The following is a 25,778-nucleotide window of genomic DNA, read 5'->3' as shown; positions in this document are numbered from 1 at the left end:
ACTTATTCGGCCATTTCCGGTTGGTCAGCCAATTCTGTGTATAAATTATAAAATGTGTCAGTGATGTTCTCGTCTTCAATTTGAGCTTCAATTTTTCTTTCTGCTTCTTCTACAATTGATTCGATATCATCTCTAAGTTCTTCGTTTGCTTTTACTACCACATCGGCATACTCACAGCCAATTTTGATAAAGCCCTGGAAGTCTCTTGATCTCAAATTTGCCAGATTTTCATCAGAGATGTCCATCATTTTAGCTTTCGGGATCATATCCTCAGTGAACTTATGATCGAATACATTATTGTAAACGGTAAAGACTGACTTCGTATTTTTGAAGATCGGATCGTTTTTATAAGTTGTTTTCAGATAGAGAGGAACCAAAGAGGTCATCCAGTCGGTGCAATGAACCACATCTGGTGCCCAGCCCAGCTTTTTAACGGTCTCCAATGCTCCTTTACAGAAGAAGATAGCTCTCTCATCATTGTCGTCATAGAAAGTACCCTTCTTATCGGTGAAAACTGTTTTGCGTTGGAAATAGTCTTCGTTATCCAGGAAGTAAACCTGAAGCTTAGCTGCCGGAATAGAAGCGACTTTGATAATTAATGGTTTTTCTTCGTCTCCTACAGTGATATTGATTCCTGAAAGTCTTACAACTTCATGCAGTCTGTTCTTTCTTTCGTTGATAGTACCGAAGCGTGGCATCAGAATTCTGATCTCCATACCTCTCTCCTGCATGTTTTGTGGAAGTTTTCTGATTAAGCTTGCAATTTTTGATAATTCAAGAAACGGGTCGATCTCACTTGTTAAGTAAAGAATTCGAAGATTGCTCATATAGAATATTTTTCGTGAAAAAAGTGGAAGTGCTCCAATTCGAGGTGCAAAGATACTAAAAAAAAACCTATAAATAGCCAAGGAATTCTAAATACGTTTTGCAGGAACCCTAAATAAAACCTTGGTTTTTAGCTATTTGAGGCCTCTTTTAGATTCAGTTGTGTGTAGCCTTCCGGGCTTCGGGTCATTTCAAAGCCCAGAGATCTGATAGCCTCCTGTGTCTGTTCCCAAACCGATTTGTTCCCGGCAATAACGGAGTTAAAATATTCTGCAAGAGAGTGGCCTGTAACTTTCTCACAGACAGTGATATAGTCGTCGAGAGTATAGCCTATAAAAGGCTTGCCATACTGTAGCCATAAGATTTTCATGACGTCGTCAAGTCCTTTCTTTTGATCGGTTGCTTTTTGAATGATATCATGCAGGATTATGGCTGCCACGGCTCCTTTGTGGTATACTGACACTTTTCTTTCAGGAACTCCTTTTTTATAGCCATCAAGCCAGAGGTCAAAAGAGGACTGAAGTAAGGATTCGGTAGCCAGATCTGAAGTATCAAAGTGTCTTCTTAAGGTCGTTTCAAGCTCTTTTTGGAATTGCTCCAGAGTAAATACTCCCGAACGATAAAGCATCCAATCACCGTAGAAAGTAGTAATTCCTTCTGCAACAAAACAGGTTTCAAAGTAGTTTTCCTGAGAATAGTCATAAGGCAAAAGCTCTTTCGGTCGAATGCGTTTGACGTTCCAGGTATGGAAAAGCTCATGAGACGACAAACCCAGAAAGTCAATATAGAACTCATCGAATTCCTGCGAAACTGGTCCGAGGGTCATCATGGTGGAGTTCCGGTGCTCTACTCCGTGGTAGTTCGCCTCAGGCATCATCCAAAGCATAAAGTGGTATTCCTTTTCAGGGAATTCGCCAAAGACCTCAATTTGCTTTCGGGTGAATTTTTCAAAGTCACGGAGTACACGCGGCCAGTCGATCTCGGTCTTTCCTTTAACCCATATGTGAAAAGTAGAGCCCTCGGCCTCATAGGTTTTGTGCTGTATGCTATCTGAGATCATTAACGGGCTATCCACGAGGTCGTGATATGAATCTGCTACGAAATTGACCTTCGAGGCTTCTTTTGTATGAGACATTCCACAAGCCACCTGCTGATTGTTTTTGAAATCAACCTCAAGGCCACACTTTTCATTCTGCCGATCTTCAAGGTACATCAGGCAGTTGATGGGGTTAATGTATAGAAAAGTATCGTCTACATAACTACCACCTGCATTGCCGATATCGGCATTGAATTGATAAGTAATAGTAATGTCTCTTTGATTTTTAGTCTCAATCTCCCAGCTGTCTTTGGTGATTTTTTTGATTTTTAACTCTTTTTGATCAGTACCAAAGGCTTTGACATCTCTGATGTATTGAGCGAAATTCTGAATCTCATATCGGCCCGGACGCCATGAAGGAAGCTTTACCAGGAGTTTTTGGGAGTCAATTTTTGAGAATAAAGCCTTAATGTTCAGGTATTTTGAGTGGATGTTTTCTACGGATATTTTATAATTCATTGTCGGCTTCGTTTTTGATATAAAAAAGAAATGTCTATTTTTGCACTCCCAAATTTAAGAACAGGACAAATTTAAAGATATTACAGGATGAAACGTACATTCCAGCCATCAAACAGAAAGCGTAAAAATAAGCATGGTTTCCGCGAGCGTAACAGCACACCGGGAGGAAAAAGAGTTTTGAAGGCTCGTCGTGCAAGAGGTAGATGGAAACTGACCGTCTCTGACGAAAAGACGCACAAATAAAAATCTGTAAAGGTATTTTTATGGAGCCACCTGTTCTCAGGTGGCTTTTCTGTTATATTTACTTCTGTTATGTCCCAGACTTTCAAAAAATACGAAAGGCTTTGCCACAAAAAAGTCATCGAAAGTTTGTTTGACAGGGGCAACCCACTCAATAAAAGCTTCGCGGTTTATCCCATCCGTGTTATTTATCAAAAGACGGAGAAAGAGCAATTGGCACCTAAAGTTCTTTTCTCGGTTTCAAAAAGATCTTTCAAAAAAGCAGTTGACCGTAACCTTCTAAAAAGAAGACTGAGAGAGGCTTATCGCTTGCATAAATCGTTGGTTTCAAACCCTCAGCTGAATATTGTTTTTCTTTACACGCCCAGAGTAGAGACCAGTTATCAGGAAATTGAGAAAGCAATGGTTAGCATTTTGCAACGCATTCAGTAATTTGCGGTCGCTTCTGAACCATAATGGTTTAAAATTTGCGTTAGTACTGATAAAAGCTCCCTCACTGCAAGCAATGAAGAAAATCTATAAATACTTATTTGGCTTATTTCTGGTTTCTACGCTGGTGTTTACTGGTTTTAAATATGAAGATCGGTATTTCGAGATCGCCAAGAACCTTGACATTTTTGCGACACTTTTTAAGGAGTTAAACTCACTATATGTAGATGAGATTAACCCTACCAAGGCGATGAATACCAGTATTACAGCCATGCTGAAAGAGCTTGACCCGTATACCAATTTCTACCCTGAGGATATGATTGAGGACTACCGTACCATGAATGCCGGCAAATATAACGGTATCGGGGCGACGATAGAGTCACGTTTTGGCGAGCATACGGTAGTGATGGTTTATCAATACTCACCAGCCGATAAATCCGGGATGAAGATTGGTGATGTGGTAACACATATCAATGGCGTTAGTCTGGCAGGCAGAGACAGCGATGAGCTGGGGAGACTCCTGAAAGGTCAGACGGGCACAAGAGCTAAACTCACCGTAGAGCGTTTTGGTGAGAAAAAGCCTTTAGAAATCTCCGTAGAAAGGGATGTAGTGAAAACACCAAATGTACCTCATTATGGAATGATAGACGACGAAGTGGGTTATATTCAGTTGAAAGACTTTAGTGCTACCGCTGCTACGGAAATAAAAGCGGCCTTCGAAGAAATGGAAGGCGAGGGTATGAAAAAGCTCATTCTTGATTTGAGAGGTAACCCGGGTGGTTTGCTGAATCAGGCCATTGAGATTTGTAACTTCTTTATTCCCAAAGGGGAGCTGGTGGTGGAAACCAAAGGTAAAGTGGCCCAGTGGAATAAAAAATACCTGAGTTTGAGGAATCCGGTTGATCTCGAAATTCCAATTGTGGTGATGGTCAATAGTTCCAGTGCCTCTGCTTCAGAGATTGTAAGTGGCACGCTTCAGGACTATGACCGCGGTGTGATTGTTGGGCAAAAATCATTTGGTAAAGGTTTGGTGCAAAGTACAAGACCACTCACTTTCAATACGCAACTGAAAGTAACCACTGCGAAATATTATATTCCTTCAGGTCGCTGTATTCAGGCGATTGACTATAGCCACAGAAATCCTGATGGAAGTGTGGGTAAGGTGCCCGACTCTTTGAAGTCAACATTCTATACCAAAAATGGAAGAGCAGTTTACGATGGAGGCGGGGTAGATCCGGATATTTTTGTTGAGCCCAAAGAGCTTTCAGAATTGACAAATCAGTTGATTTCAGAAGGAGCTATTTTTGATTTTGCTACAAAGTATTATCACGAAAATAAGAACAATGTTCCCGAAGACGGCTTCATAGTGTCTGATCAGCTTTATCAGCAGTTTCTGGCTTTTACAGAGGCTCAGGGCTTCAATTATGTCAATGACGCCGAACAGGCTTTAAGTGATCTGGAGGGTATAGCCGAAACTGAAAAAGGTTACAATGAGTTCGGAACCGAACTCTCAACGCTTCGCCAAAAACTGAATAGCAAAAAGAAAGCTGACTTTCAGACTTTCAAAGAGGAGATCAAAGACGAGCTAGCTCTGGAGATTCTAAGTCGCTATCATTATGATAAGGTGATGAAGTTTGTCTCTTTTGAGAAGGATGCCGAAGTGCAGGAGTCGCTGAAGATTTTGAAAGATACCGATCGCTACCGATCTATTTTGAAGGGGAAATAATGGCCTTAATATTAAGTATAGAAACATCTGTCGAGGGCTGTTCCGTTGCTTTACATGTTGACGGAAAATTACTCAGCAATGTTGAGCTTTTCGCTGAAAGGTCTGCCGCAGAGGTGTTGACAACAGCTATTGGACAAAATCTTCAAATTGCCGGTAAGAGTTTTGATGATCTTGACGCCATAACGATCTGTAAAGGCCCTGGCTCTTACACAGGTTTAAGAATAGGAGTGAGTACCGCAAAAGGCTTATGCTTTGCTAAGGACCTTCCATTGGTTTCTGTCAACTCCTTGGATGTTATGATTGCTGAAATTCAGCCTTTTTATCCGGATTCTTCTCTAGTGCCTATGCTGGACGCCAGAAGAATGGAAGTTTACACCAAAGTAGTCAAAGGTAAATCTGAAGAAATGGGAACTTCAGCCGTTATCATTGAAGATGAAAGTTTTAAAGAGTCTTTAGAAAAAGGAGAAACGATCTTTTTCGGACCGGGAGCAGCTAAGTGCAAAGAGGTTTTTACGCATAAGAATGCTGTCTTTCCTGAAAAGGATATCAGCCCGAAGGCTTCTTCAATGGGTCAGCTGGCTTTAGAGAAATTTGAGGCTGGAGATTTTGAAAATGTAGCGGAGTTTGAGCCTTTCTATCTCAAAGAGTTTATGGGTACCAAGCCAACTAAAAACAAAAAAGTCGTGGCTTCCTGAGAAACCACGACCTGGTATTTAGAACTAAACAAATTAATCTTCTTCGGTTTCAGCCATTTCCACTTCCAACGGAGGTCTTGCATGGCTTTTCTCTGTAATTTTCTGCTTGTGCTTCTTCACTTGTCTGGTTAAAACAGCCACGGCAAGATCAGTTGCTTCTTCAAAAGAGTCTCCTTTCTCCTTCACAAAAATAGAAGAGCCGGGTACGTTAAGTTTAACTTCTACCAGCTTTTTCTGAATTTTTGATTTATCGCCTTTCTCAAGTCTGAGAAAAACTTCCCCATCAGTTATTCGGTCATAAAATTGATCAAGTTTATTGAGTTTTCTTTGAATAAAATCTACTAGTGATTCATCTGCATTAAAGTGTACTGCATTGACTGTAAGCTTCATATCTTATTGGATTTAAAGGTTGAAGAATATGACCAAAAATTGAGATAAAATCGGTGAAACCACCTCGTTTATCTTACATTTTGAAGCTACTGAATAAAGGGATACACTCAAAGAAATTCAAACAAAAAAATGTTAAGATTTTGCTTTTAATCCTGCTCGCCTGAGAAGTCTTTGAAAGTCTTATTGATATTGGCGTTTGTTGCAGTTTTTTTAGATTCCCAGGTGGCATCGAGCTCCAAAGCTACCAAACCTTTGAGGTTCATTGATTCCATAAAACTGTCCATTGATTTTTTGAAGTTGGGCTGTCTTCTTGCCGATTTCAGGGAGAAGTCTCTGGCGAAAATGTCACCTTTGGTCTGAATTTCGTTTTTCTTCTCAATTACATAATTTAACCGGTCTATCAAATCTTTCATTGACCGGCCAATTACTTCCGTGGCTTCCAGTGTACCTATCGTCAAAACTGTGGTGCCACCTACGGTAGAAATAGTTCTCTGTAAGTTCTCTTTGTCTTTCGTGAAAATGGAAGAAAGACCAGTGGTGGCACCCAGTGAGGCATTAATTACAGAGCGGTTTTTCTTGCCTTTTTTAGCTCTGTTATAGGCCTTTTTGAGTTCTTCTTCTTTCTCTTTGAGCTGTTCCATCAACTCCCAGGCACGGGCCATAGTGCCTCGATAGAGGGCAAAGTTTTTCTTATCAATCTCAATTTCATTGATAGCATTATTGACTCTGAAGTTCACCCTTTTTACGGCTCTCAATTGTGATTTGTCAATCACAAAAAAGTCAATGTAGAAAACCACAGAATCTGCCGGGTCCTGAACAAAAGTGTAATCCGGAGACCAGATGAACTCATATTGATTGGGCGTATTTTTGACGAGATCCTGCTTTCTGATATCCGGGTGATTACTTAAAAAGTCGAAAGTTTCAATGTCCTCATCACCATTAGGGTCAGAAAGATAAAAGCCAATGTTGATGGTTTCATTTTCTTTGAGTTCAATCAGGTCAACTTTAGGAACAACGGTGATGGCCGGTGGTAAATCGAGCTGAGTAGGGGATAGTTTGATTCTACCTCTTGTCTGACTTTTAAAAGGTTGATCTTCTACTGAAAAACTCACAAAGATGGGTTCTTCCTGTAGTTTTTTGAACTGAGTGAATGAGGGCGACCAAGTCACTTCTCCGCGGCTACTGATATTCATACCTTCCGGTAATTCTTCAATGGAAGGAATAAAGACAAGCGGGTCGTTATCCTCGTCAAAGACCGCATTAGATTCTATCTGGTAGGTATTATTCGTATTGTACTGAATATAAAACGGTTTTAATTCATTAACTACCGGTGGTCTGTTGGTGTGTTCCACAATCAAATCCATGGTACGTCTTACAAAGTCACCTGAGTCAGATTTGGCTTCTACCAATACCTGAAACATCTTCTTTCTTTCAATTCGGTCTACCAGATTATAGCCAGGCTCCCAGCTGAAATGACCGCTGGAGTCCATCTCCATCCCTATTTGTTTCCCTTGTGTGATAGAGAAATAGAAATCCCTGTCATCTTCAGGGCCACCAACAATGAGGTCAAACTCTTTCACAGAGCCCTCCTTGAGCTGATTCCAGTTCTGATCAATCGGGAAAATTATCTGATAGTAGTTTTGTGCATGCACAAAGGCCGGCAATGCAATCAGCAAAGCCACTGCTAATCTTTTCAAAAGCATTCTTATTTTTCTTTCTTAGGAATTACCACACACGGAAAACCGAAAAGGCAACGGTCTTTGATCATTTTGGCAACTTCAGGTGGCACATGCTCTTCCCAGCCTGCTTCTCCTTTTTTGATCAAATCCAGCATATTGTCTGTCTGCACGTCCAGGTTTTTCGGATTATAGTGGTAAATGTCCTCTATTTTATGATTGGCTATTAAATATCGGTACAGGTCAATCAGCTCCATAGAAGGATTAAACTTCATACAGGTCCAGATTGACTTGGTTTCGCGTCTTGTCGGGTAAACATAGAGCTTGACCTTACGGCTAAATAACTTTGCAAACGACTCCAGAATTCCTCCCGGTAGGTCTTTGTAGTTTTCTTCTTCAAAAATATACTCCAGATTTGGGTATCCGATAATGAGCCCAATTTTATGTGAAGTGATATTAGAAAGGTATGAAACAAGTTTATAGTACTCGTGATAATTGGAAATCATCACCGTTTCGCCCAGTGAGCAAAGAATATCAACACGATCCAGAAAATCTTTTTCGTCAATAATGTCACCTCCCTGATCTTCCTGCAGCGATTGAAGTGTGAGCTCACTGACCACCACCATGTTTTTCTCATTGACATCCGGCTCCCGCAAATACTGCTTGACGCCGTTTTTCAGCATGTCAAGGTGCACATTGATCAATGGCCGGAATCGTCCGCGAAGGACAACTATGTTTTTTTGATAAAGCGAATCAAATGGTTGAAGGTTTTGACCGTCAGGTCCGAAAAGGGCAACATCAGAGAAACCATGTTTCACGAGATGCAAACTCATCAAACGGCTATCCACTTCCTCAAAAACAGGTCCGTCAAAATGGATCATGTCAATCTGAATACGATCAGTTGTCAGATTATCCATTAGAGAAACCAATAGTGTTTCAGGGTTTTTGTAGTAGTTATAACAACCGTAAATGAGGTTAACGCCGATAATTCCTAAAGCCTGATGCTGAAGCAGAATATCATTATCATGCATGGTCAGGTGAATGATAATATTGTGTTCATCACCTCCGGGCTGAAGTTGAAAACGGCAGCCCATCCAGCCGTGAGGGCTATTATTTTTATGGTAATTCAGAGCTACCACCGTATTGGAGAATGAGAAAAAGCGACAGCTATCTCCTCTTTTTTCGGCAAGTCGTTCTTTCATCAGGCCATACTCATGATCAAGCATACTATGTAGCCTTTCCTGACTCACATAACGTTTTGAGCTGGTTTCGCCGTAAATGGCATCAGAGAAAGTCATGTCATAGGCAGACATGGTTTTGGCTACCGTATTGCTGGCTCCTCCGGCCTTAAAAAACTGTGCTGCTACTTCCTGGCCAGCACCAATTTCGGCAAATGAGCCGTAAATGCTTTTGTCCAGATTAATTCTAAGTGCCTTTTGTTTGGTGGAGAGGTCTTTTTCGTGAACTACTTCCATAAATGGTTTTGATCTTTGCTGATAACGAATCCGTTTGCTAAGTATTTGTTGATTTTGAGTGCTTAGCAAAATTACAAATTTTTGCACTTTTCAAAGCTAAATAACTCGTTTTGCTCGATTTTATTGCACTCAAGACTATAAACATGCACTTGAAATTGGAGCAATCGGATGTATTTCGCAAGAATTGGATTTCTATTATTGTATCTTTGATAGGCCTGGTGATTTCAGGAAGAAACATAACCCGAAATAGAAGGTATTTGAAATTATAATACTTTCAGTAAATTTTGAAAAGATGAAAAAAATAGTAATTACGATACTATCAATATGTATAGTTAATATTGTAAGTGCTCAGAACGTTTTCAAAGGTGATGTGAAACGAGAAAAGGGAGAGGCTAAACTCTTGAAAGAATTTAGGCCTGTATCCGGTCGTGAGATGAAGAAAGGATTTACAACAGTTAAGCCGGTTAGTGGGGCGGACTTACATGATCATCCTAAAGTTAACATCATCCGAGACCCGGAGACAAAAGAGATTATTTTCATTGAGAATCTCAAAAAGGAGGCTGAATCGAAAGGGCTGAGAAAGTCCGCAAAAGCACAGGCTTTTGATTTCATGACTTCGGTCAAAAATGACTTTGGTTTGAAAGAGATCGAGCGAGAGCTTGATTTCATAGATACACAATTTGATTCTAAGGGCCTCAGGCACACAAGAATTCAGCAAAAATTCAAGGGTGTTCCTGTTTATGGGGCAGAAATAGTGGTTCATGCCAATGATAACAAAGTACTCAGCATGAGTGGACGAATTGTGTCGACTCCGTCTGATTTGTCAATAAGGCCTTCATTCCCAAATAATACGGCAATAGAAAAGGCTTTGAATTATTTAGCAGATAAAACAATAGCGCTGCCTGTTCAAACTGAAGGAATTCAATTGGCAAGCGGTAAGCAAGTGGCGGAGTTGACCATTTATCGGAGAGATGGAAAGCCGGTTTTAGCGTACGAAATGACCATTAGACCGAATATTCTGGAAAGGTGGGTTATTTTCATGGATGCGAATTCGGGAGAAGTCATAGATGCTTATAATCACACCTGCACCTTTGATGGTATTTTTAAAACTTCTGCTAAAGATTTAAATGGTATTACTAGAGCTTTCAGAATTTATGAAACTCAAAACACCTACTTTTTGATTGACCCTACCAAGGAGATGTTCGATCAAAATAATTCGCAACTACCGAATAGCCCGATTGGTGCGATTTGGACAATTGACGCTAAGAATTCAAGTATTGCCGGCGAAATGCAATTGTCTCATGTCACTTCTGCAGATGGGCAAACCTGGAATGCCACAGCTGTTTCTGCCCATCATAATGCATCGGAATGCTATGAGTACTACCGAAACACTTTTGGCCGAAACTCGCTGAACAATAAAGGGGGGAATATCGTCTCGGTTATCAATATCACCGATGAAGACGGACAGGGAATGGATAATGCCTACTGGAATGGAGAATTCATGGGTTATGGGAATGGGAATCAGGGTTTTAAGCCGCTGGCCGGAGCTCTAGATGTGGCCGGTCATGAAATGACACATGGAGTAATTGAAAATACGGCTCGTCTGGAGTATAGAAATCAATCCGGGGCGTTAAATGAAAGCTTTGCTGATATTTTCGGTGCTATGATTGATCGCGATGACTGGACGCTTGGAGAAGATGTGGTAAGGGCGAGTGCCTTCCCATCCGGTGCTTTGCGAAGCCTGCAAAACCCAAATCAGGGTGGGCAGCGTGACCCGGGCTATCAACCCATGAATATGAGTCAATATGTTTACCTCAGGGATATTCCGAGTGAAGATAATGGAGGTGTACACATTAATTCCGGTATACCAAATCATGCCTACTACCTTTTTGCTACAGGTTCGGGTATGACTAAAAGTAAGGCAGAGAATATTTATTACCATGCTTTAAATAACTATTTGACCAGAACCTCACGCTTTGTGGACCTGCGTTTGGCCGTTATTCAGTCTGCTAAAGACTTATTTGGTGATGGTATTGAGGCCAATGCTGCCCGGGCTGCTTTCGATGCTGTGGGCATCGCTGATCCGGGTACCGGACAGCAAACACCAACTGAGGAGGAGCAGGAAATTGAAGTTAATCCCGGAGCTCAGTTTGTCATCGTTTATGAACCACCGACCGGTAATTTGTACCGCCTTGAACTTGGCGGGTCAGCTTTTGATCTGATCTCTGAGGGAATTGGTTGCAAAAAGAAACCTAGTGTAAATGACAAGGGTACTGAGGTGTATTTTGTAGGTGATGATGATATTATTTATGGAATTGATTTGACCGCTTCGCAGCCTTCTCCTATCAGAATTTCTGATGAGGCGGTTTGGGAAAATGTGGCGATTTCAAAAGATGGGAAATTGCTGGCGGCATTGACAACTTCTCAGGATGCCAAAATCTATGTTTTCAATTTTGAGACCAATCAGCAGGCTGCTTTTGATTTGTATAATCCTACTTATACTCAAGGTATTTCAACTGGTGAAGTACTTTTTGCAGATGCCTTTGAATGGGATTACAGCGGAGAATATTTGGTTTACGATGCTTTCAATCAGGTGAATAGCGTTTTTGGAAGTTATGATTACTGGGATGTCGGTGTTTTACACGCCTGGAACGTTGCCACCAATGACTTTGGCGATGGCCAGATTCAAAAAATCTTTACGGATTTGGAGGAAGGAGATAATATCGGAAACCCTGCCATTTCAAAGACGAACCCTAATGTACTGGCCTTCGATTATCTTGATGGAAATACCAATGAATTTTCAATTCTTGGGCTAAACCTCAATACCGGCGACCTAAATTTGATTACAGACAATAATACCATTGGTTTCCCTGACTATACCATTACTGATAGTCATTTGGCATATACCACTGAAACCAATGTAGGAGAGGTCGTGGCTGCAATTCCACTGAACTCCAACAGAATTTCAGCAGCCGGTCAGGCGGGAAGACTTTTTGAGGGTGGCGAGGATAAGTTCGCCGTTTTCTATGCTCAGGGAACCCGTGAACTTCCGACTAAAAAGGCTCAGGAAATCAGTTTTTCAGCCATTGCAGACCAAAATCCGGGAGCAAGTGTGAACCTTTCGGCCTCCGCAAGTTCTGGTTTGACGGTTCAATACACGGTGGTTTCAGGTGATGCCACTTTACAGGGTAGTACTCTGGTTTTAGGAAATACACCTGGTGTGGTAACTGTTCAGGCTTTTCAGGTGGGAAACAGCGAGTTTGTTTCAGGAAGTTCAGAGCAGTCTTTTTGTATTAATCCTTCTGCTCCGAGTGTAACTACAAATGGTGACGTGGTAAGTGCAGTTGGAGCTTCAATGTATCAATGGTTTGTAAATGGAAATGAGATTGGCGGTGTAACTTCTAACAGTCAAATTACGGCCAATAGAAATGGATCTTACCAGGCAAAAGCGGCGACACAAGACGGCTGTTTCAGTGGTTTCTCTAATAGTGTTCAAATTCAGAAGGTTTTGAGTTCACGAAACTCAAATGCTGCTGAAGTAGCTATCTTCCCCAACCCTTCTGAAGATTTGATTAGAATTTCCATCAAAAGTGGTTTCCGTTTTGAATCAGGCCAATTATTGAGTTTGAAAGGAGATGTTCTGAAAAATATTGATCATCCTTTGGTGCAAATTCAGGATTTGCCAAGTGGCTCATATTTGCTAAAAATCAAAACCGATAAAGGCGAAAGTACTCAGAAGTTTGTGAAGAAATAATCAGTTGAGTTCCATCACCAGTTTGTGGTGAGAGTCCTTAAAGCCTGTGGCAACGTAAAAGCTATGGGCTTTTTGGCGTTTTTTATTGGTTGATACCTCCATTTGATAGATGTAACGCTGGGTACATTGCTTTTTGAGTAGTTCAATAGTCTGCTGCCCATAGCCTTTACCACGGGCTTTTGAAACAATAAAAAACTCTTCCAGTTCTGCGATTCTGGACGCATGATGGAGCGAGTTTTTGAAATGCAGGCTACAGAATCCTATTGAAATTCCCCGGTACTGAATAAGAAAAATGGCCCAGTCAGGGGAACTTATGTTTTCTCTGAAAATCTGGTTAAAACGACCTTGTTTAAGCATTTCGTCTTCCAGAAGACATGTGTAGTCATAAATCAGCGATTCACTTTCAAAAGTAGCAGGCTGAAGGATGATTTGTTCAGAAGAGTTTGACGATACCATAAATGCCAATACCGATAATGCTTATTGAGCTTAAAATCAGGAGAATATCATATGCCAAGGTTGGCTTAAATTCAATGGATGTACGTCGGTATCTAAAATACAAGACAGCACCCACCACTAGGAAAAGAATTACAGAACCAACAATTCCACCGAGTAAAACCATAAATACGGGCTTCTCGATAAACAGGAAAAGTGAAACCCATATTAACGGAAGTACCCAGGAGAGTTTTTTTATGACTTTGATTCGCTCTGAAGTATTGAAAAAATCCACCAGGCCAAGTTGACCAAAAAGGTCAGCGAATTGACGAGTCCAGGCAGCCAGAGAAGCGAAAAGCGTTGAAAAGAGTACCACAAAAGCCCCTGCAAGAAAGAAGAGTCGGGCATTTGGACCCAGTGTTTCAGTGTAGATGGTTGACAATGCGTCTATCATACCATAGCCTTCAGGGATATTACCGCTTTTGTAAAGCACAGCAGCACCGAGCAGGTAAAAGGCAGCGGTTACCGTGGTGTAAATGACCATAGCGATGAGAGCATCAAGGTTCATGACTTTCAGCCATCCTTTCACACGCCGCTGCCACTCTGCGGACTGATCGGGCTTGCCACTGTAAGCCGCGTAACCTTTTTCAAGGCACCAATAGTTATAATGAATGATTTCATCACCGCCGACTCCGGTAATACCGAAGGCACCGAATGCAAAGGCCAGAGAGGCCTTGGGTAATTGAAAGGTGAGTCCACTTTTGATTTCAGTCCATTCCAGTGCATATGGAGTGAATTGTAAAAAGAACAAAGTGGTAAACGTGAACAGCGTGAAGAAGGCAATCATGAATATTGAGAACTTCTCAATAAACCGGTAATAACCCTGTGAAACCAAAAAAGCAACCAGCAAAGCCGAAAAGGCGGCCCAAATAGTAATAGGAAGAAATGGCAAAGCAATGTTCAGAATGATGGCCACTCCACCAATAATACCTCCCATTTGCAGCAGTTTGAGAACCATCATAAGGCTCATCGACCATACGGCCCAATTGGCTCTTTTTGTCCGGATGCCGGGGAGATCATTAAAAGCTTTCATGGCTGTTTCGCCGGTTAGTAGAGTGTGTTTCCCGAAGGCCAGCTGTACCATTACTTTAATCATACAGCCGATTATGATGAGCCAAAAAGTTATAAAGCCGGCCTTAGCTCCTAAGGTTGTTGTAGCTATGAGCTCACCCGAGCCAACAATCGCTGCAGATAGAATAAGACTTGGCCCCAGATGACGAAGTCGATCACTGAGGCTAAGAGGAGGTTCTTTAATACTTTCAGGGCTGGGGCGGTAGGGGTCCATTTCACATGTTTTCTACCAAATTAGATAAAAAATCAATCTGGTTCGCAATCTGCTCTTCTTCGGGTGTCTGTAATGCTCACAATTCTCCATCCTACAGAGTAATGAGCAAGTGTAAAAACATTTACGCCGCAATGTGAGAACTTTTCGTTCAGGTAAAATCGGTATGGAGTCCAGGCAATAGCCATTGGGCCGTCAATTTTAATGTCAAATGAAAGTAGCCTTTCGTCGTAAACTACGCTGTCAGGCTTACTACTGATCGATTTTATGAAATTATTCATTTCCTCTTCAACAAGCTTAGTTTTACCTGATTTGGAGTCGGTGTAGATGCTTTTTAATTCAACGTGATCAGAGAGGGTGTTGCTGATCATTGAGGTGTCTCCCAGTCTCATTCCCTCAAAAAACGTTTCAATTAATTCTTGAATTTCAACTTGTTGCTGAGCTGGTGCCGGTATGGAATTGAAAAAAGAGAGTCCGGTGAGCAGGATTATACCAAAGAGTTTCATTATCAAAAGGAATAGTGTTCTGCAATATATAGACTCTTTACAGCAGTAGATGTTGCAGAAAAGGGAGTTATGGTAAAATGAGATAAATTAGATTAGTTTTTAAAAATTGTACTTAATAAAGATTCTCTACTTTCTATATTAAGAGATTCGTCTTACATAAAAATCATGCCAAGATATGCGTAATTCTAATTTAAATGACGATTTAGGCCTTCTTAGGGCTGTTAAGGGGCTAATTAATATGCGGCTAAATCTGGATATTGTGGCACTGTATTTGTGGAATATTTAAAGAATCTTGATACTATACTACAATGAAAGTAAAAACCTTTATACCTGCTGAATACATACAGGATGTTATAGAAATGAGCAGAGACGTTTTCTCAGAAAAAGAGGAGCTGGAATTTCTGAAGTCTTGTTTGTTCTACCTTCAGGAGGGTTTTAATTCCCAACAAGCCATTGAAATGTCAATGGTTGATTACTTAGTGGATATGTAGGGTTTAAAGTAGAGATTTTCTTCTCAGAATATTCTCCATCAATTTCATATCATGCTCGCTGTTGAAAACATTTTTCGGAAAATGCAGGAATTGCCCACGAGCAATATGCAAAAGAAAATCATTGTTCTCCAGCTTTTCAGCAGACTGAATGGTATCCCATTTTATCACTCCGCCTTCACGCTTATTGACTTTGACTAAAATCTGGCGGCTGTCTATCTCGTATGCGAACTTGTCAAACATTTGAGCATTTTGCTCCATTTGCGTGGCCGCATAAAACTGAATGTACCAGAAAGCTATGTATAGCAAACCACCTACAAAACCCGTGATAAGTATCCACCAGTTTTTGTAAACACCTGTGTAATGAAGAATAGGACCCAGAATCATAACTGCAAGTGGAATTAATAACCAGTACCAACTTTTCTTAATCTGGCGTGTGAAAGCCATGTTGATATACTTTTTCTTATCCAGTGCAAATTTCTTGGTCTTGACAATCATCAATACTTGGTTTACTCGTTAAAACGGGTTGCAAAAATAGAAAAGGCCCGGAACAATACCGAGCCTTCATTTTGATTAATTTGAAAATCACTATTTCTCTCTGACCTGCATTGTTTCGATTTCAAAACGGTTGCCTGAAGTTTTACTAATCAGTAGGTAAATTGAAAACTCTGTATTACTACTTTGATATGAAGCCACTGAGTATTTGACATTTTTTGAGCTGTCTCCTTCAAATTCGTAACCGAAAAATACCGGTGGATATTTCTTAAAGAAATTAGCCATGATGAGCCCGGCGTGCTCTCCTGAGATGGCATTGAAGTTTACTTGTTCAGAATCTATTATGAGTTCCACCTTTTCTGCCATTAGTAGGCTAAGTTCAGCTGAATCTCCTTTTTTAAACGAATACTCAATAGTGCTTGCAACGCTGGCGTAATCGGTGGTGTAATCATTTGCCCTGAGGCCTGTCAAAAGCAAGAATACACTCAAGCAGAATGGTAAAAGGTATTTCATATATAATCTTAAAGGTTTTCCTGACTTGGTTCTTTCTACTTAATTTTACAGAAACTATGCCAAACCAATCACAATGGAAGTAAAAGAAGTAGAAGAGCTTTTAAATGCAGAGGAAACCGCTCAGAAGGTTAGAAGAATGGCTTATCAGATCTTTGAGAATAATTATAAAGAGAAAAATCTGATTGTTGCCGGTGTTAACGGTGAGGGCTATACTTTAGCTTCTGAGATCGTAGATAATTTAAGGCAGATTACAGACAAAGAAATCTACTTGGCGAAAATTGTTCTCGATAAACAGGCTGAGGTTCAGCCCGATATAAAAATAGAGTGTGATGTAGATACTTTCAAAAAGAAAACTGTGGTTCTGGTCGATGATGTGCTAAATACCGGCCGTACGCTGGCCTACAGTCTCCGCCCTTTCTTATCAATTTCCCTGAAGAGTCTTCAGGTGGCCGTGCTGGTGAATCGCGATTTTCTCCAATTTCCGATCAAGGCCGATTACGTAGGCTATGGACTGTCCACCACATTGAATGACCATGTCAAGGTCGTTTTGTCAGATGTTGAAAAGAAGGGAGTTTATTTATTCTGAGCGTGCACAAAATCAAAGGGTTCTTTCTTCTTATTCTGGTGATGGCCATTGGCCAAAGCCAGGGGCAAATGCCTACCGGTCTGGGTTTGCAGTTTCATTATAACTACGCCATTCAGGGAATGGGGGCTGGTCTGCGGTATGAAATTCCGCTGTCCTCGACAATGGCGGTGGTTCCGCAGGCCAAATATCAGCCGGCCGGGTTCAATTCCATTCACGAGGTTTATGCCGGTCTGGCTGTTCATTACAGTCCTCTTCAGTCCAACTCTGCCAAATTTTACCTGCTCGGTGCGGTAGATCTGAACCAATGGTTCAATTATTTCCCATCCTTAAATTCAAGAGCCAGCCGGTTTAATGTTCTGCCCAAACCCGGAGCCGGCCTTGAAATCGGATTCGGTTCTATGGCCTTGTTTAGTGAAGTCAAATACAATATACTCTGGAAAGAAAGTTACACCGACTTTGGGTTGAAATTCAGAGGGTATGTCTCACGAAAAAAGCGTAAAAATCCCCAGCTCCAATGCCCGAAAATCCTCTAAAACCGACCTCTGCATATTCATGAATAAATCCGCCGTTTTTCTTTTATTGCTGCTGTTTAGTGTGCTTCTGGCCTGCTCAGACGCCCGCCTTCGGCCTGCCGATCGTCTTTATGATCCGGAATTGGGAGTGACGTTTACCCGCAATATTTCAGAACTCTTTGACGATTGGGCATCGAAAAGCACTATCAAAACCATCAACAGCTATGCCGATATGCCCCTGGTAGGGCCTTATGGTTCCCGGCTCTATGTAAGCCCCCGGGATCTGATAAGTGAAAGAGGTGGTTCTGTCAGTTATCCGTTTGAGATTGAATTTCTTGAAGTTTTGACACCGAGAGAAATGATACTTCACCGGGCTCCGACCATGGCCGGAGACCGCCTGTTATTTTCGGGTGGTGAGTTTTTTCTGAACATAAGCAAAAATGGGGAAGAGCTTAAATTGGCAGAGGTTTCAAACCTTCGACTTGAGGCCGTGAGTCTCGTTTCCGGTGACCAATTTAACTATTTTCAGGGGCAACGGGGACTCGATGGCATGATCGACTGGCAGGAAGGTCCCGAAATGCGAAGGATTGGTTTCCCCTGTGAGGGTCAGATTCAATCATCGCAGGATTGTTGGGAAACGGATGCGGCGACCCTTCAACAAATGAAAGAAAGGCAGGACTCTCTCGAAAATTTCCGGAATGAATACCTCATTCTCCCAACGGAGTTAGGCTGGATCAATATCGATCACTATGGCTCCTTTGAGGGCGACAAGGTTCAAATCAGTGTGCAGGTCAAAAGTGGGATTCCTGAGGCCTTTTTTGTCTTTTTGTACATACCCTCAACCAATTCCCTCATGGATGTGCCCTTCGGTAAAAAATTTCCGCTGCCCGTAGGGTTGGAGGTTGAAATAGTCGCTTTCGGTCTGACCGTTGAGGATCGGATTTTTACAGGAAACAAAAGAATGAAGGTTGAAAATGAAGGTCAGATAGAAATAGAAGTCTCAAATACCACAAAAGAAGACTGGTTAGCCTATCTTGATACCATAAAGCCGAGCTAACCCTCCGCCTTTCTTCTCAAATAAAAATCAACTAACACTAAGGCCGCCATGGCTTCTACGATAGGCACAGCTCTTGGCAGCACGCATGGGTCATGGCGGCCTTTGCCTGAAACGGTAATTGCGTTTCCGTCTTTATCAACGCTCTCTTGATCAACCATGATCGTAGCTGTGGGCTTAAATGCCACTCTGAAATAGATATCTTCCCCACTACTAATGCCGCCGAGGATACCACCGGCATGGTTTGTCTTGGTTCTTACATTACCCTGGTCATCAGTATAAAACTCATCATTATGCTGAGAACCATATAATTCAGTGCCGTCAAAACCGCTTCCATAATCAAAGCCTTTCACAGCATTTATACTGAGCATAGCTTTGCCGAGTTCGGCATGTAATTTATCAAAAACGGGCTCTCCCCAGCCTGCCGGCACGCCTTTAGCTACACATGAAATCACACCACCAATGGAGTCTCCTTTTTTACGGGTTTTATCAATGTAGTCAAACATCTGCTGAGCCATGTCTTCATCAGGGCAGCGAGCTGCATTTTCGTAGGTTTTTGAAAGGTCTAGTTCCTGATAACTTTTTTCCAGTTTTAAACGACCCACCTGATTGACATAAGCATTAATTTCAATACCTAAACCTTTGAGCACCTGCTGGGCCACCGCACCCGCTGCCACCCTGGCTGCAGTTTCTCTGGCAGAGCTTCTTCCGCCACCACGATAGTCTCTGTTTCCGTATTTGGCGGAGTAGGTATAATCAGCGTGAGAAGGCCTGAAGCTATCTGCAATATGACTATAATCTTTGCTTCGCTGGTCTTCATTGAAAATTACCATTGCAATGGGAGTTCCGGTAGTTTTGCCTTCAAAAACACCTGATAGCACCTGAAAGCTATCTCCTTCTTTCCGTTGAGTGGTTATTCTTGATTGACCTGGTTTTCTACGGTCCAGTTGCTCCTGAATAAAAGCCTCATCAAAATCCAGATTTGACGGACAGCCGTCTATCACAACTCCAATTGCTTTTCCGTGAGATTCGCCAAAAGTGGATATGTTAAAAATCTTACCGTAGGTGCTTCCCATAGGTGGTTTATTCTAGTGTTTGTTACTTCGAAATTCAAAAATAAAGAGCATTCCCACCAACATCAAGAAAAGGACAACATTGGCGACATTTTTTACAATTTTTCTGAAATTGATTTCTCTTTTTTCAACAGACTTCTCTGCCAGGTTTTCATAAATACTTCGCTCTTGTGCAGAAGAAGTGATAATTGTCGGCCCTGTAACATTAACCAATCTGTCAGGTCTTAGAGTGTCGTAAGTACCAGATTGTGTGTCAAAATAGATCCATTCAAAGTAGTTTCCCATCTGATAACTACCTGAGTCTTTCGGGAAAATTTTGAAATTGAAAGTACGGCTCCCAGTCTCTGCACCATCAGATTGATTTAACGAAGATGAAGGAGGGTAGATATCAAATTTTGAATCATTGGCCGGTTTCTCAAAACTCAGGCTATTCGTATTTCCACTACCTGAAATTTGAATTGAGTAATTGAGGATTTTTCCTGTTTGTACATTCTGAGGTAGTGGTTTGTCTGTCAAAGAATATTGCCCAACAGATATCCTGTTTTTCAAAGGATGTTCAGGAAGAGGCGTAACGTTTAGACTGAAGGGGCGGGAGAAAAATGGAATTTTTTCAACTTTTGAGCTGTCGCCGGCAGACTTCTTTTGATCCATTATTAAACCCACTTGAGGTAGAGCGATCGGGCCCTCGGAAAGTGGATAGTAAACGCCCTCAAAGAGTTTATAGCGGATGTAATTTTTGCCTCCAATAGTGGCCTGTTCCGGCCTTATGCTGCTAATTTTTTTACGACTTTCAACACAATTTTTAGGTTTTAAGAGTTCGTATATTTCTGATATTTGACTCGTCAGGTTTCTTGGGAACTCCCATTCAGCGGTATTTTCCTCGGAAACATAAAATGCCAGATGCATTCTGAAACCTTCTCCCACAAAAATGTCTTTCTTATTAACGAATAAAAAAAGCAGGGCATCATCTTTCGTACTCAGACTATCTTGAAGGCTTTCTTCCTCCGAACTCTCAATGCTCAAATGAGCATCAGGAAACTCATATTTTTGACCATTGATTGTGATTTGAAAAGTAGGTAAATCATACTCTCCTGATTTTACAGCAATGTACTTTTGGCTAATTGTATGCTGAAGATGCCTCTTGCCTTCTATAGTCACGTTTGAATGAGAAACTGACCTGCCTTCCTTTCTCAAACCGGGCAATGGGGGCAATTCAGAAACATTACTGTTTTTGGAGTCCCTGATCACAATAGAAATGGTGAATTCATCTCCAATACTCAGGTTGCGGCCACTGGTTGTGATTTGAACCTCATTTTTTTGCGAGAAGCTTTTCAGGGAGACTAAAAACAGTAAGATCAAATGAATCCACCTCATTGGGCAAAATTAGCGAAAGCCTTCCAAAACCATTACTTTAGGTTCTTCTAACTTTGTCGCTATGATGAAATATATTTTTCTTTTTCTCGTCAACTTTTCTGTTCTAGCTCAGTGGAGTATGGTCGATACAGGCTCAAAATCTTCTTTTCGGTCGATGGACGTGCTGAGTAAAAAAGTAATATGGGCCGGAGGCTCTGCCAATACAGTTTTAAGGTCTGTGGATGGTGGCGAAAACTGGAATAGTTTCCGGGTTGGCGAAAGGCCGGGGCTTGATTTTAGGGGAATTAAAGGTTTAAGTAAGAAAGTCGCCATTGCAGTTAGTGCAGGTTTGGCAGAAGAAGGTGCTGCCAAAATCTTCAGAACGAAAGACGGAGGTGAAACCTGGCAGAAGGTTTTTGAAACTGATCAGTCCGGGGTGTTTTTAGATGGCGTTTGTTTTTTAAACGAAAGTCATGGATTTGTATTCGGCGATGCTGTAGGGGATGAAGTCTATCTTTTGGAAACCCAAGATGGTGGCCGAAACTGGAAAAGGGTTAATGCAAACCTATTACCCAAAGTGAAGAAAGGTTCAGCCTCTTTTGCGGCCAGCAACAGTGGAATGGTAACTAATGGAACCAAGATTTGGTACGCATTTCAATCGCAACTATTGGTCTCTGAGAACTCTGGTCAAAACTGGTTTGTGGTAGATACGGGCTTTCCTTCGGGCGATAGTAATGGAATCTTTGGCCTTCATTTTATGAACAATGAACGAGGCTTTATTCTGGGAGGTGACTATCTGGCCGACAAAGAAGAGCAAATTAATATGGCCATGACTTTAGACGGTGGTCAACGTTGGCAGAGTGGAAAGATAGATCCGCCGGGTTTGAAAGAATCGGCAGCCTCCGTTAAGAATACTTTAATCGTGACAGGTCCATCAGGAACATCTGTCTCTGTCAATCAAGGGTTTTACTGGGAAACGGTTGATACGATACCTTTCCATGTGGTCCGTTGTGCCGGTAAAAACTGTTTCGCAATTGGGGCTGAAGGACGATTCGGACGGTTAAAATTATAGTTTTTGTAAACCGTAGATCAAGCAAGGGGTTATAAAAAAAATACTTTAGAGGTTAGGACGAAATGTTAGTTGTGTGGATTTAGAAGCGAGCCTTTTATCAAAGTGTTTGATGAATCTGAGTTTGTTGTGTAAAGTTGTGTTTATGTCTCAGAAACATGTTTAAAATTAGTTAAGTAGGGTGTTCTGGCAATACTTTTTGCGACGAACGGGTTTAGTTTTGCGATAAACGGAAGCCCCATCTGCAATCTGAAGTTTTTTTATCGAGCGGTAAATGACTAGTCCAGTTGTATTCTCAGTTTTACTGAGTATTCCTTCTCAACTTCAGAAATTTGAAGCTCATGTTTTTTGGGGTAGTAATATGAAAGCCTTTTTTTGGTATTTTTTAGTCCGATACCGCTGGTTTCAAAATCTGTAGATTTATTTTCCGCTGATATACTATTCCTACAAATAAAGAATATTTCAGATTTCTCTATAACTATCTTGATGTCTACCCACGCATTTTTATTCGTTTTATTAAGACCATGCTTTATGGAGTTTTCAACAAAAGAAATTAAGATAAGCGGTCTGATTTTTAAATGAACAGGATTCCCAAGAACTTCCAGATTGATTTTCTTTTTTTCATTCAAACGCATTCTGGCAAGAGCAACATATTCCCAAACAAACTCAATCTCTCTCTTCAATTCCACGGCCTCATTTCCTGTTTCGTTAATAGAGTAGGCCATTAAGGACGAGAGTTTTTGGATGCTTTCTTTGGCGTCGGGTTGGTCGGCTGTAACTTCTTCAAGTTCATTAAGGGTTCTAAAGAGAAGTGTGGGGTTAATTTTAGTTCTCAGGAGGTTGAGTTTTAGATTTAATTCTTCTTCGGTAAGCTTTTTATTTTGCTCCTGTTTTTTCCATAACCAATATACTGTTAAGGCGGAGGTGGGCATAAGCATTACTGCAAAATTTGAATCAATTGCTTGGGCAAAGAGAGTCTTGTAAATTTCTAATGGTGAAAAGAAAAATTGTTCAAAAATAGGAGAGAGGGTTTCATCCTTCGGAAAAATAACTCGAATAAAACCGATCGATAAGTTGTAAAGAATGAACCAGAAAAAAGGTAACGACAATAAAACGACAAGACCTCTAATATTTAATGTGGGCCTTCTGAAAATTAAAACATAAAAGAAGATGATATTGCCAATATATAGAAGAAAATAGAACGCCAGAGCGTCAAGCTGGACGTGTTCTCCGTTTAACATTAACATAAAGAATAGTCCCAGGCCGGTGCCCCAGAACAAAATGTGATAAAATATTAAACCAAGTGTTACTATTTTGGCTTTCTCATGATAGTGTTTGAACATTCCAGCAAGAGATAAACCTTTATTTTTTTGAGTTATTTTCACAGCACTAATTTCATCTCTTTTAGATTTACGTCACTTTTATAAACAATATTGATTTTGTCGGGCTCTTCTGTGTAAAAAAGTTGGGCCTTTTCCATGTTAGTAGTCTTTATGAGCCTATATGACACGTCGTTAAAGAGTTTTATAAATTTCCCCGACTTAAACTCGTTTGTTATCCAGATAGAAAAGTCTAAGTGTGCTATGTCCTTCAAGATTTTTATCACCCTGCAACTCTCTTCTGTCTCGTACTTGTAAAATATGAAAAGACAGTCTAGGGGCGTGATAATTTCAAATGAAGGTATAAGCCGATTACTTGTTTGATTTCCAATTATCTCAATTGGTTTATTTCTTTTGAGAAATACATCTAAAAGCGTGCAATACTGTCGAGCAATATCTAACTCTTTGCTAAGAGGAACCAACGATATTTCAGACGTGTGAAAAGAGTACCTGAGAATTTTTGAAAGAGAAATAATCAATAGAGTCGCCTTCTCATTTGAAAGAGCCTGACCGTAAATATTGTTTAATGTATTAAACAGGAAATGCGGATTTACTTGTGAGCGAAGAAAGCTTAGCTCAAGTTCTAAATTTTCTTCAAGTTTTCTTTGGTTCAATTCATTTTGCTCAATGTTAGTCAACAAGAATTTTATAACAAAGAAGATAAATATTACTGCGGCATTATAAGAAAATGCCATACGGTATGACTTAAAGACAGTGAATAGCTCCCAATAACTATTACACCAATAATTCAACCTCCAGATTGAAATATATTGAGATTGTGGATAAAAAGAATGACTTAATTCAAAGAAAAGTTTAGTAGAGACTATATAAACCGGAACTAAAATGAAAGTTAGTATTATGATAAGGGTCCATAGCCCCCTTTTTAATTGAAGGGACAGAAGATAGAATACAATAAGATTTAGAGTGTAGTTTAATTGATAATAGACCCATTCAGCCTGACTTATATTTGGAAAATTCTTGAAGTGAATGAACCAGCCAATATTGAAGCATAAAGCCCAAAACAGAAAATGAAGTCCAACTTTTACCCCAAACCGTTCTTTATTGTCAAAATACCAGTCAAGAATAAGTTCTTTATCAATTTTTTGGCCCTTATATTTCACAGTCAATTGATCGCCAAATCCTTAAATACTTTCTGAACGATTTGTCTGTAGGTTTTGCCTACAGGGATTTCAATGGCCTTTTTAAGGGAAATGGTACTTCCATTGATGGAGTCTATTTGTGATATATTCACGATAGAGGAACGGTGTACTCTAATAAACTCACTCTCAGGCAGTTCTTTTTCTATACTTGAAAGTGTAGAGCGGGCCACAAGAAAACGCTTACTACGGCCAATAAAATGGATTTTTACATAGTCTCCGAGGCTTTCAATAAATGCAATTTCAGCGGGTTTAACTCTTATATTTTCTTTGTTTACTTTCAGGAAAAAACCATCAGTAATATTTGTCTCATTTTTTCCAGCGGGGTCTTCCTTTTGAACCTTTTGAAGAAGTTTTTGTCGATCAATGGCTGTATCTACTGCTGCTTTAAAGTCAGAGTAAGGGATGGGTTTTAGAAGGTAATCGATTACCTCAAACTTATAGCCTTTTATGGCATATTCAGGGTATGCCGAGGTAATAATGACCAATGGCTTATTATCTCCAAGAGTTTTAAGAAGATCAAAACCTGAGACTTCCGGCATATTAATATCCAGAAACAAGAGTTGTGGTTTGAGTTGCTCTATTTCAGATAGAGCCTGGACAGGATCAGTAGAAGAGCCTTTCAGCTCTAACCCTTCAGTTTCGCCTACAAACTTTTCAATTATTGAGACAGCAATTGGCTCATCATCAAGGACGAATACAGAAATATTTTTATCTCTCGAAGACATTTTGTGCTTTGCGAACAATTTTAGTTGGTTTCAGGAAGATTGTCAAATTCCTTTTGTTTCGCTTGAAACCAGTTGTTCATGTCATCAGGAGACTGCATCATTTTTTGCATTTGAGCCATGGCTTCAATGTGTGGTTGATCCCCTTTTTGATACATCTCTATTCCATGTTGCTTACAAAGTTCTGCCATTTCAGCAAAATTTTCTGCGGTAAAAACCTTGTCACAGGCTCCGCCAAGTTGTTTGCAGGTCATTATTTTCATGAAGGATTCATTTTGAATATCAAATGTAAACAAAAAAGTCATCCCAATACTGAGATGACTTTCTGA

Annotated in this window: 26 protein-coding genes; 10 read left to right on the top strand and 16 right to left on the bottom strand. The window is 40.6% G+C overall.

The genetic code is table 11. From position 1 onward, the window contains the following. Positions 1–2: 2 nt before the first annotated feature. Together AFM12_RS14000 and AFM12_RS13995 are read right to left on the bottom strand one after the other, a co-directional pair. The gene (locus tag AFM12_RS14000) at positions 3–827 is read right to left on the bottom strand and encodes a glycogen/starch synthase (protein ID WP_055149292.1); all 825 of its coding nucleotides are present in this window, start codon (positions 825–827) and stop codon (positions 3–5) included. A gap of 128 nt (positions 828–955) precedes the next feature. After that, entirely contained in the window at positions 956–2,380 is a 1,425-nt protein-coding gene (locus tag AFM12_RS13995; protein WP_055149290.1) for a M61 family metallopeptidase, read from the bottom strand. A gap of 87 nt (positions 2,381–2,467) precedes the next feature. Between AFM12_RS13995 and rpmH the strand changes: the two genes are divergently transcribed. From rpmH to tsaB, 4 genes are all read left to right on the top strand, one after another. Next, positions 2,468–2,623, top strand: coding sequence for a 50S ribosomal protein L34 (gene rpmH, locus AFM12_RS19515; protein ID WP_082391346.1), 156 nt, complete (start codon positions 2,468–2,470; stop codon positions 2,621–2,623). A gap of 69 nt (positions 2,624–2,692) precedes the next feature. Then, positions 2,693–3,052, top strand: coding sequence for a ribonuclease P protein component (gene rnpA, locus AFM12_RS13990; RefSeq protein WP_055149288.1), 360 nt, complete (start codon positions 2,693–2,695; stop codon positions 3,050–3,052). Positions 3,053–3,125: 73 nt separating this feature from the next. Continuing rightward, positions 3,126–4,775, top strand: a complete 1,650-nt coding sequence (locus tag AFM12_RS13985) for a S41 family peptidase (protein ID WP_095533230.1) — start codon at positions 3,126–3,128, stop codon at positions 4,773–4,775. Beyond that, complete coding sequence (tsaB, locus tag AFM12_RS13980; RefSeq protein WP_055149286.1) at positions 4,775–5,470, top strand: tRNA (adenosine(37)-N6)-threonylcarbamoyltransferase complex dimerization subunit type 1 TsaB; 696 nt, start codon at positions 4,775–4,777, stop codon at positions 5,468–5,470. The genes AFM12_RS13985 and tsaB overlap by 1 nt, the downstream gene beginning before the upstream one ends. Positions 5,471–5,503: 33 nt before the next feature. Here the strand turns inward: tsaB and hpf are convergent, their stop codons facing one another. From hpf to AFM12_RS13965, 3 genes are all read right to left on the bottom strand, one after another. Further along, a complete protein-coding gene (gene hpf, locus AFM12_RS13975; protein WP_055149284.1) occupies positions 5,504–5,860 on the bottom strand; it encodes a ribosome hibernation-promoting factor, HPF/YfiA family in 357 nt (118 codons plus the stop codon). 146 nt (positions 5,861–6,006) lie between these two features. Beyond that, complete coding sequence (locus AFM12_RS13970; protein ID WP_055149282.1) at positions 6,007–7,563, bottom strand: hypothetical protein; 1,557 nt, start codon at positions 7,561–7,563, stop codon at positions 6,007–6,009. 2 nt (positions 7,564–7,565) lie between these two features. After that, positions 7,566–9,011, bottom strand: a complete 1,446-nt coding sequence (locus tag AFM12_RS13965; RefSeq protein ID WP_055149530.1) for a hypothetical protein — start codon at positions 9,009–9,011, stop codon at positions 7,566–7,568. A 292-nt stretch (positions 9,012–9,303) separates the two neighbouring features. On the opposite strand from AFM12_RS13965, the gene AFM12_RS13960 reads away from it, so the two are divergent. Continuing rightward, the gene (locus tag AFM12_RS13960; RefSeq protein WP_055149280.1) at positions 9,304–12,765 is read left to right on the top strand and encodes a M4 family metallopeptidase; all 3,462 of its coding nucleotides are present in this window, start codon (positions 9,304–9,306) and stop codon (positions 12,763–12,765) included. On the opposite strand, the gene AFM12_RS13955 is transcribed toward AFM12_RS13960, so the two are convergent. The 3 genes from AFM12_RS13955 to AFM12_RS13945 are packed head-to-tail and all read right to left on the bottom strand — an operon-like array spanning position 12,766 to position 15,045. Further along, on the bottom strand, positions 12,766–13,221 hold the full coding sequence (locus tag AFM12_RS13955) for a GNAT family N-acetyltransferase (RefSeq protein WP_055149278.1): 456 nt from the start codon (positions 13,219–13,221) through the stop codon (positions 12,766–12,768). Beyond that, the gene (locus AFM12_RS13950) at positions 13,199–14,542 is read right to left on the bottom strand and encodes an Nramp family divalent metal transporter (RefSeq protein WP_055149276.1); all 1,344 of its coding nucleotides are present in this window, start codon (positions 14,540–14,542) and stop codon (positions 13,199–13,201) included. The genes AFM12_RS13955 and AFM12_RS13950 overlap by 23 nt, the downstream gene beginning before the upstream one ends. A 32-nt stretch (positions 14,543–14,574) precedes the next feature. After that, on the bottom strand, positions 14,575–15,045 hold the full coding sequence (locus AFM12_RS13945; protein ID WP_229308510.1) for a nuclear transport factor 2 family protein: 471 nt from the start codon (positions 15,043–15,045) through the stop codon (positions 14,575–14,577). 308 nt (positions 15,046–15,353) lie between these two features. Here AFM12_RS13945 and AFM12_RS13940 point away from each other — a divergent pair, with 308 nt between their 5' ends. Further along, positions 15,354–15,536: a hypothetical protein gene (locus AFM12_RS13940; RefSeq protein ID WP_055149274.1), complete on the top strand. Its 183-nt coding sequence runs from the start codon at positions 15,354–15,356 to the stop codon at positions 15,534–15,536. A 3-nt stretch (positions 15,537–15,539) separates the two neighbouring features. On the opposite strand, the gene AFM12_RS13935 is transcribed toward AFM12_RS13940, so the two are convergent. Further along, positions 15,540–16,031 (bottom strand): hypothetical protein, encoded by a 492-nt coding sequence (locus AFM12_RS13935; protein ID WP_055149272.1) that lies wholly within the window; start codon positions 16,029–16,031, stop codon positions 15,540–15,542. Positions 16,032–16,121: 90 nt separating this feature from the next. After that, positions 16,122–16,541 carry a DUF4783 domain-containing protein gene (locus AFM12_RS13930; protein ID WP_082391345.1) on the bottom strand — a complete coding sequence of 140 codons (420 nt, stop codon included), beginning with the start codon at positions 16,539–16,541 and terminating at the stop codon, positions 16,122–16,124. A gap of 73 nt (positions 16,542–16,614) precedes the next feature. Here AFM12_RS13930 and AFM12_RS13925 point away from each other — a divergent pair, with 73 nt between their 5' ends. From AFM12_RS13925 to AFM12_RS13915, 3 genes are read left to right on the top strand one after another with little or no spacing between them, the layout of a single operon-like run. Further along, the gene (locus AFM12_RS13925) at positions 16,615–17,127 is read left to right on the top strand and encodes a phosphoribosyltransferase family protein (protein ID WP_055149268.1); all 513 of its coding nucleotides are present in this window, start codon (positions 16,615–16,617) and stop codon (positions 17,125–17,127) included. Between the two features lie 2 nt (positions 17,128–17,129). After that, positions 17,130–17,660: a hypothetical protein gene (locus AFM12_RS13920; protein ID WP_055149266.1), complete on the top strand. Its 531-nt coding sequence runs from the start codon at positions 17,130–17,132 to the stop codon at positions 17,658–17,660. A 19-nt stretch (positions 17,661–17,679) separates the two neighbouring features. Then, on the top strand, positions 17,680–18,696 hold the full coding sequence (locus AFM12_RS13915) for a hypothetical protein (protein ID WP_055149264.1): 1,017 nt from the start codon (positions 17,680–17,682) through the stop codon (positions 18,694–18,696). On the opposite strand, the gene aroC is transcribed toward AFM12_RS13915, so the two are convergent. Then, complete coding sequence (aroC, locus tag AFM12_RS13910) at positions 18,693–19,769, bottom strand: chorismate synthase (RefSeq protein WP_055149262.1); 1,077 nt, start codon at positions 19,767–19,769, stop codon at positions 18,693–18,695. The genes AFM12_RS13915 and aroC overlap by 4 nt on opposite strands. A 12-nt stretch (positions 19,770–19,781) precedes the next feature. Then, the gene (locus AFM12_RS13905; RefSeq protein ID WP_055149260.1) at positions 19,782–21,140 is read right to left on the bottom strand and encodes a BatD family protein; all 1,359 of its coding nucleotides are present in this window, start codon (positions 21,138–21,140) and stop codon (positions 19,782–19,784) included. Between the two features lie 61 nt (positions 21,141–21,201). On the opposite strand from AFM12_RS13905, the gene AFM12_RS13900 reads away from it, so the two are divergent. Next, positions 21,202–22,191: a WD40/YVTN/BNR-like repeat-containing protein gene (locus AFM12_RS13900; RefSeq protein ID WP_055149258.1), complete on the top strand. Its 990-nt coding sequence runs from the start codon at positions 21,202–21,204 to the stop codon at positions 22,189–22,191. A gap of 275 nt (positions 22,192–22,466) precedes the next feature. On the opposite strand, the gene AFM12_RS19715 is transcribed toward AFM12_RS13900, so the two are convergent. The 4 genes from AFM12_RS19715 to AFM12_RS13880 all read right to left on the bottom strand — a co-directional run bounded on the left by AFM12_RS19715 (position 22,467) and on the right by AFM12_RS13880 (position 25,712). Next, entirely contained in the window at positions 22,467–23,120 is a 654-nt protein-coding gene (locus AFM12_RS19715; protein WP_157687412.1) for a sensor histidine kinase, read from the bottom strand. A 449-nt stretch (positions 23,121–23,569) separates the two neighbouring features. After that, positions 23,570–24,262 carry a histidine kinase gene (locus tag AFM12_RS20055; RefSeq protein ID WP_165492350.1) on the bottom strand — a complete coding sequence of 231 codons (693 nt, stop codon included), beginning with the start codon at positions 24,260–24,262 and terminating at the stop codon, positions 23,570–23,572. 428 nt (positions 24,263–24,690) lie between these two features. After that, positions 24,691–25,452: a LytR/AlgR family response regulator transcription factor gene (locus tag AFM12_RS13885; protein WP_131458368.1), complete on the bottom strand. Its 762-nt coding sequence runs from the start codon at positions 25,450–25,452 to the stop codon at positions 24,691–24,693. 20 nt (positions 25,453–25,472) lie between these two features. After that, positions 25,473–25,712, bottom strand: coding sequence for a hypothetical protein (locus tag AFM12_RS13880; RefSeq protein WP_055149526.1), 240 nt, complete (start codon positions 25,710–25,712; stop codon positions 25,473–25,475). Positions 25,713–25,778 lie beyond the last annotated feature (66 nt).

It is taken from the genome of Jiulongibacter sediminis, assembly GCF_001306455.1.
Taxonomy (GTDB): domain Bacteria; phylum Bacteroidota; class Bacteroidia; order Cytophagales; family Spirosomataceae; genus Jiulongibacter; species Jiulongibacter sediminis.
Note: the sequence above shows the minus strand (reverse complement) of the source record. Positions and strands in the feature narration are given on the sequence as shown.